Here is a 6,500-nt window from a genome sequence, read left to right on the forward strand (position 1 = left end):
TTGTGCAGCAATGCTTGCACCAAAACGATGAGGAAAATTCAACATAGCATCACGGTGCGCTCTTCCAAACTCACGCGCTGCCTTTTTCATTTCTTCTCGATCAACAGTGGTTTCGCGCAATCGTTCAAGGGCAATCTTTTCGCTTTCAAGCGCAACTTGCATTCGCTCCAGTTTTATCTTGTATTCATTGGCTCCATCTGTAGAGGCTTGTTTGATCTTTGTCCGCGCTTGACCATCAGGCGCTAAAAATGGAGCAGGGCGCTTTGTTGGATTCTCATTCCAGATGCTTGTGGCAAGGGCTTCATTGACAGAACCATCTTCAAAAAGAGCCGCATCAAATTTACCTGTCTTTATCCGAGAAACCACCGCATTATGTGAAACACCCATCTTCTTCGCAAACGCACGAACCGATAGACCCTTACGCGTTTTCTTATTCATAGTTGCTCCATTTTGAATGGTATATACGAATTATTGTACACTTTAATTATTGACAAGGTTTTATTTTTCGTGTACATAAAATATATGAAGATAGTGTGGGATGAACCAAAAAGAGCTTTAAACATTGATAAACATAAGCTTGATTTTGCTGATGTTATTTACTTTGACTGGGAACATGCTCTTATTGATGCAACACATTCAAACCGCATGAGGTCTATTGGACATTTTGCGGATGGCACAACAGTTATTGTTTTTGCAAGCTTGGCAATGAAGCGATATCCATTATCAGTTTTCGTCAAGCGAATAAAAAAGAAAGAGAGGTTTTCAATGACTATCAAAAAAAACTTTGAAGCAGGATGTGATTATACAAAAGAAGATTGGGACGCTGTGGATTCTCTACCACTAACAGATGAAGAACTTGCACGCTTAAAGCCAGTTAAAGATGTTTTACCACCCTCCTTTTTTAAATATGTAACAGAAGAACGCCGTAAACGTGGGCGTCCACCCGTTGAATCTCCCAAACAAGCGGTTACTTTACGTCTTGACCCAAACGTTATTGCCTCTTTTAAAAAACAAGGAAAAGACTGGCGAACACGTATGGGTGAAGTCTTAAAAAAAGCAAGTGGTTGTTAAGCCAAACGATCTCGCCACTCTAAAAAATGTGCTTTACAGTTGAAATTAAACTTCAATTGTATTACATTGAAATACAGTTACAAGAGGAGAAATCATTATGGCTGCCAGTCGTATGGTTCAAGCGCGTGTACCAGAAGAAATTCAAAATGTTGCTAGTCAAGTTATTCAAGCCTCTGGTTTATCAGTAAGTGATGTCGTGAGAGTATTGATGACACGCATTGCGCAAGATAAAGCTATTCCGTCCTTTTTGTTTCAACCCAATGCGGAAACCATAGCGGCTTTTGCTGAACTGGATGAGGGCAACTTAAAAAAGTTTCATTCCGTAGACGAATTATTTGATGATCTCTATGCGGACGATTGAACGTACCACTATCTTCAAACGTGATTTCAAGCGTGAAATGAAAGGACAGTATCGGCATCTTTTAGATACTGATTTGCGCCAAATCATTGCAGCATTAGCAAATGATCAACCTTTAGAACCTCGATATCATGACCATGCATTGACTGGGAATTGGAGCAATTATCGAGATTGCCATATTCGACCTGACTTAGTGTTGATTTATCGCTTGATTGGTCAAGATCGATTGATTTTAGTGCGTCTGGGCTCCCATTCAAAACTTGATCTTTAAACCACCTCCCCATTTTGAGAACGGGAGGGGAGATGTGTTTTAAATCTAAGCAGCTTTTACGACAGATCTTGCTAAAACGCCCTTAGCTTCTTTTGTAACTGATTTGTAATGATCAAGCTCTTTTTCGAGGTTATTTGCATCTAACAAATGTCTCATCATCAATCCTAAGATTTCTCCAACACCAGCAGTTTTTTTTAACACTCATAAGAAAATAATTCATTATCAACAAATTGGCTTTTTAGTTTCTTTTCACATTCAATAAAATAACGGCGTGCTTGATGTCCTTTCTCATTGCGTTCAACCATTGAAAGCTCTTTCGCCATGTCTAGGGTGAGATGATATTCTTTACTTATAACATTTTTACGTTTCCCAATTTTGGGAAGCGTTAAAATATAGTCTTTTCCCTCTTCAAATACATACTGATTAATGCGGTTCGTAATCCAAGTAGCAAAACGTTTTCCTATTGCCAAAAATGTATGTAATTCACGTGCATTCACTGTCTGAACGATATCACCATTAACCGTAGTTTGATGTAAGTCAATTAAATATTGTGCCATGATTTGGCTCCTATGTGCTTAAAGGTTTTCTATTGACACTCTAAAAGATGCCGGGTGCTAGAAAACACGGCACATAGCCCGTCGTTATGCTTTCCCCACAAGGGTATTGTATAGCATAACTACACCCGACAAAGTTATTATATGCGCCTAACATACAATGAGTCAAAGTCTTTAATGTGCGGAAGACTGATTATTTCGGCAACCAATCCGCTATGTGTTTAAGGTGTTTTCTAGGCACCTGGTTCAAAAATACCTATTACTATAGAATTGTCAAGTAACAAAAATTACTTCTTGCTAAGAAAACGTTTCACATATTGTACAATGTACAGTTGATTTGAAAATTCTGTCGCTAGCGATAGTTCGCGCTCGCCTGCCCCGCAACGAAGCCAACCCGCTGGGAAGTACCTTTTGAATTGATTTTATTGACTTTTTTTATGAAAAAACAAAGCATAAATGATGATCTTTTTTTAAATTGCAATAAGAATATGTAATGCTTAAACTCATAAGGATATGTAAGATATAGATAAAGCTTGAGAACATGATCTAGCCTTTCTTGTTGGCAGCATATTCTTGACGTTTAAGTTGTCTCTGTATGTTTTCAGTTAATCTTTCATTGGCATATTGTGCAATAGCACTTGCAATCCTGGCTTGGACATCACTTTAGCAATTGAAGGTCCTTCTTGTTTTGCAATGGGGAATTGATCTCCGTCATCTCTTTGAAACACATTCCCTCCCATTTTCAATTCAACACGCTTTGGAAAACTGCCTCCTTTGATAAAACCATGGGGTAAGATTTCTTTCTTTCCAAACAGTGTGTAAGTTATGCCGCGTTTTGTTTCGTTTACTTTAAAAAATTTAAGAGGTATTGGTATTCCAGAACCAATGATATCTGTCTCAAGAAACCTTGCTGTCGCCTTTTCTTTAATATAAACACCTCTTCTTATACGCTTTATTTGGGTTGATGAGATGTCTGCAACTTGCTTTTCAGTAAAGCGTTCAACTTGTTTTGCTGCAGTGTTTAGAGCATTACGCAGAGTCCAATTAAGGGGAGGGGCTTGAAGGCTTGTGAAGGTATCTTTTGCCTGTTGAAGATACCATTTTGGGTGGATAATTAATTTCAACTTCTAAGCCTTTTTTGGGGTAGGTATTGATGGTTTGGAAGCTTTAGATTCTTTTGGTTTTTCGAGAGAGGTTTCCTCTGTTACTGTTTCAGATGATATTTGGTTGGGTTCTTTTTCTACTTGCTTAATGTGTTCAATTGTCTTGTCGGGTTTTATTTTTGTTTGAACATTAACAAAAGGTTTAGCAGCATTTGCACGCTTGAGACGTGCGTAGACTTGATTGGAAACTTCAACAAATGGATTATTGGGTGTTGATGGTTCAAAGCGAACAGTGCTTTTATTGTCGCCAACAACACACATTGGCTTAGTGATGACAGCTTTCATCATTGCTCCTTTTAAGTCATAATTAATGACATCATTAGTCAAATATTGACTTTTATTCTGTGAAAAATTGATTAGCCAGAATTAGCAAGAAAACAGGGCTTTCTAGCCACGCTTCAAGTTCACATTTTGCTGAATTTTTAAGGGATATTTTTAAATATTAGACACAATACCACTCCCACCGTGCCATCATTCAATACGAATTTTTACACCATGTCAACAAAAAAATCTATATTTTGTATTTTTTATTTTAAAATAGAATATATAGATTTTTCTAAAACATTTTAGATTTTATAAATTATTGTGAAATTATTATAGGAGGGAAAGACAATGACAGGTCCAGAAATATTAGATGCCATGTATATAGTATCAATGATAGTTATATCCCTCTTAACTATAGCGTTTTGTTTGCCTGCCGCTTTTTGATTTTCATTAATAGTTTGCGGATCATATGCAATTACACGCTTTTGCAAAAAAGTCGAGAGTGAGAAATTTTTTCAGATTGATGAGCTAAATATTAAGCTCGTGACGGGCTGCTGTTGCCAAAAAAGCAGATCTTGTTAAACCTCTCTCTTGTGCACAATTATCAATTGCACGTAAAAGCCCTCGTTCAATTGATATATTTGTGCGTATCACTTCTGCATCATTTTCAATAAAGGGGACTTGTATTAAAAAAGCTCCTTCTGACAAAGCTGTTTTGACAGATTCCCGTTGTATGACTTCTTCAAATTTTGAAGGAATAGGCACTCTATCTATATCTTCACAATAAAGTTGGAGTGCTTCTGTTGCATTTGCGATTAAATTTTCTTCCTTATCAGCAGCAGAAAAAAGTCCCTCAAAATCAGGAAACTGAACACCAAAAGCAGAGTCTTCATCTTTATGAACAAGAGCTTTTCCATAGACTTCAGCATTGCCATAAACTTGACCACAGACTTGAGAAAAATGGCGTATTTTTGCATTTTCATACACCCTTGCATGACCGTAGACACAAGCCTCATCATAGACCCAGCAATTGCCATCATGGGATAGGTTAACTTCCTTTTCAATAAAGCCGCCTAAAGACCCCGCCTGTACATCATCGAAATCTTTTAAAGCTTTAATGCGATAAAGGCTTATAATATTTCGAGTAAGAGCATGTTTGATTTTTTTGATTTCACTGGTTAATTCGTATTTTTTGCACATGCTAAAATTTGGAATGGGAAAATTTGAAAGAGGGGCGCCCCCGCCGCGCCCGTGCTTTCATTTACACTGCTTTATTGATTAGACCCAGACAATCTCTAATTCACCATAAGGAGAGAGACGTTCAGTATAGGTTTTTATTTTAGTAGACCCGCCGACATTTTCACGAATAACAGCAATGCCATGAATATTGGCATTTTCATAAACATGTACATTATTTGCTATACGAGCATTTTCATAAACCCTTGCATTTTCATAAACGTGACCATTTTTAAACACAAGAGCCTCATCATACACCCAGCAATTCCCATCATGAGAGAGGTTGCTTTCACTTTCAATAAAGCCACCCAGATCGCCAGCCTTAACATCAGCAAAGTCTTTTAATGCTTTAATGCGATAAAGGGTATGATTACCAAATACACGCGATTCATCACAAATGCAAGCAGAGCCACTTATTTTTGCATTGCCCCCGACATGAGCATTATCACAAATCACGGCATTATCATAAAGTTGTGCATTGCCTTCAATTACAACGGCATTGCTAGCATGAGTATTGCCTGAAAGTTTAGCATTATCCTTTAATGTCCTTCCTTCAAAAATAGCATTTCCATAAATTTAAGCATTACCATAGACATCAACAAAAAAGCTTTTTACTTTAGCATTTCCAAAGACGCGTGCATTTTGAAAGACCCGTGCTTTATTATAAACCCAGCAATTGCCCTCATGAGATAAGTTGCTTTCATTTTCAATATACCCCCCTAAATCGCCTTTTTTGACATCATCAAAATCTCTTAAGGCTCTAATTCGAGTTAAGAAATGACCATCGATATATTCACAATCATCAATAAATTCGTATTTTTTTGCAGGCTCTTGTTGATTAGCAAGCGCGGTTTCATTTGAAATAGAAGAGATAATGGGGGTGTTGTTTGAATTTGTCATAATTAAAACCTATCTGTTTAAAAGTTTGTNCTCTTGTTGATTAGCAAGCGCGGTTTCATTTGAAATAGAAGAGATAATGGGGGTGTTGTTTGAATTTGTCATAATTAAAACCTATCTGTTTAAAAGTTTGTTATTGACAGCCCATAAGGGCGCCGGGCGCTAACAAACACGGCAGATAGTCCGTTGCTATGCTTTTCCCTCGCGAAGGGTATTGTATAACATAGCTACACCCGACAAAATCATCATATATGCTAACAAAAGCATAAAAGATAGTCAGTTTTTATAACAGGATTAGGTTTATCGTAACCTATTCGCTATCTGTTTTAGTGTTTGTTAATCACTTGAGTATTTATATAACAAAATACGTATTTATTGTCAAATAATATTTTATCTTTTTTGATATTTTTTTATATTTTTTAAATACGTTGTGTATTGATAATATCTTATGATTATGAATTGCTTCTTTTATATTTATGTGCTTTTAAAGCTATATTACAGGCTTTGTGAAACGATTGCGTATTTTCTGAATCTATACATTTATAATATTTTAGAAACGCTCTCATTATGCGTATTTTAAACTTTATAACCTATCAATTTTATTGCTAAATGGCTTTTAAGATTTCTGTTAATTTCTTTTAATAACACATTTTAGACTTAACAGCCTTTATAGGGACTGTCTTTAT

At 36.5% G+C, this 6,500-nt stretch carries 8 protein-coding genes and 3 pseudogenes; 4 read left to right on the plus strand and 7 right to left on the minus strand.

Annotated features, from left to right (window positions below):
* Positions 1–438 (minus strand): hypothetical protein (locus ACFIKN_RS08865; RefSeq protein ID WP_375658283.1); only part of this gene is annotated, 438 nt, incomplete at its 3' end.
* A gap of 84 nt (positions 439–522) precedes the next feature.
* Here ACFIKN_RS08865 and ACFIKN_RS08870 point away from each other — a divergent pair.
* The 4 genes and pseudogenes from ACFIKN_RS08870 (at position 523) to ACFIKN_RS08885 (ending at position 1,700) form a co-directional block, all read left to right on the plus strand.
* A pseudogene (locus tag ACFIKN_RS08870) lies at positions 523–788 on the plus strand (BrnT family toxin).
* Entirely contained in the window at positions 766–1,071 is a 306-nt protein-coding gene (locus tag ACFIKN_RS08875; protein WP_375658284.1) for a BrnA antitoxin family protein, read from the plus strand. Before ACFIKN_RS08870 ends, ACFIKN_RS08875 begins: the two are co-directional and overlap by 23 nt.
* Positions 1,072–1,168: 97 nt before the next feature.
* On the plus strand, positions 1,169–1,432 hold the full coding sequence (locus ACFIKN_RS08880) for a type II toxin-antitoxin system RelB/DinJ family antitoxin (RefSeq protein ID WP_375628888.1): 264 nt from the start codon (positions 1,169–1,171) through the stop codon (positions 1,430–1,432).
* The gene (locus ACFIKN_RS08885; RefSeq protein WP_375658288.1) at positions 1,419–1,700 is read left to right on the plus strand and encodes a type II toxin-antitoxin system YafQ family toxin; all 282 of its coding nucleotides are present in this window, start codon (positions 1,419–1,421) and stop codon (positions 1,698–1,700) included. Before ACFIKN_RS08880 ends, ACFIKN_RS08885 begins: the two co-directional genes overlap by 14 nt.
* Positions 1,701–1,745: 45 nt before the next feature.
* On the opposite strand, the pseudogene ACFIKN_RS08890 reads toward ACFIKN_RS08885, so the two are convergent.
* The 6 genes and pseudogenes from ACFIKN_RS08890 to ACFIKN_RS08915 form a co-directional block, all read right to left on the minus strand.
* Positions 1,746–2,257, minus strand: a pseudogene (locus ACFIKN_RS08890) (antA/AntB antirepressor family protein).
* Between the two features lie 543 nt (positions 2,258–2,800).
* Positions 2,801–3,378, minus strand: a pseudogene (locus tag ACFIKN_RS08895) (hypothetical protein).
* Positions 3,379–3,381: 3 nt separating this feature from the next.
* Positions 3,382–3,702, minus strand: coding sequence for a hypothetical protein (locus ACFIKN_RS08900; RefSeq protein ID WP_375658285.1), 321 nt, complete (start codon positions 3,700–3,702; stop codon positions 3,382–3,384).
* 507 nt (positions 3,703–4,209) lie between these two features.
* Positions 4,210–4,881: a type II toxin-antitoxin system HicB family antitoxin gene (locus ACFIKN_RS08905; protein ID WP_375658286.1), complete on the minus strand. Its 672-nt coding sequence runs from the start codon at positions 4,879–4,881 to the stop codon at positions 4,210–4,212.
* A 78-nt stretch (positions 4,882–4,959) separates the two neighbouring features.
* Positions 4,960–5,334: a hypothetical protein gene (locus tag ACFIKN_RS08910; protein WP_375658289.1), complete on the minus strand. Its 375-nt coding sequence runs from the start codon at positions 5,332–5,334 to the stop codon at positions 4,960–4,962.
* Between the two features lie 159 nt (positions 5,335–5,493).
* Positions 5,494–5,817 (minus strand): hypothetical protein, encoded by a 324-nt coding sequence (locus ACFIKN_RS08915; RefSeq protein ID WP_375658287.1) that lies wholly within the window; start codon positions 5,815–5,817, stop codon positions 5,494–5,496.
* Positions 5,818–6,500 lie beyond the last annotated feature (683 nt).

The organism is Bartonella sp. CL436QHHD, from assembly GCF_042195105.1.
Taxonomy (GTDB): domain Bacteria; phylum Pseudomonadota; class Alphaproteobacteria; order Rhizobiales; family Rhizobiaceae; genus Bartonella.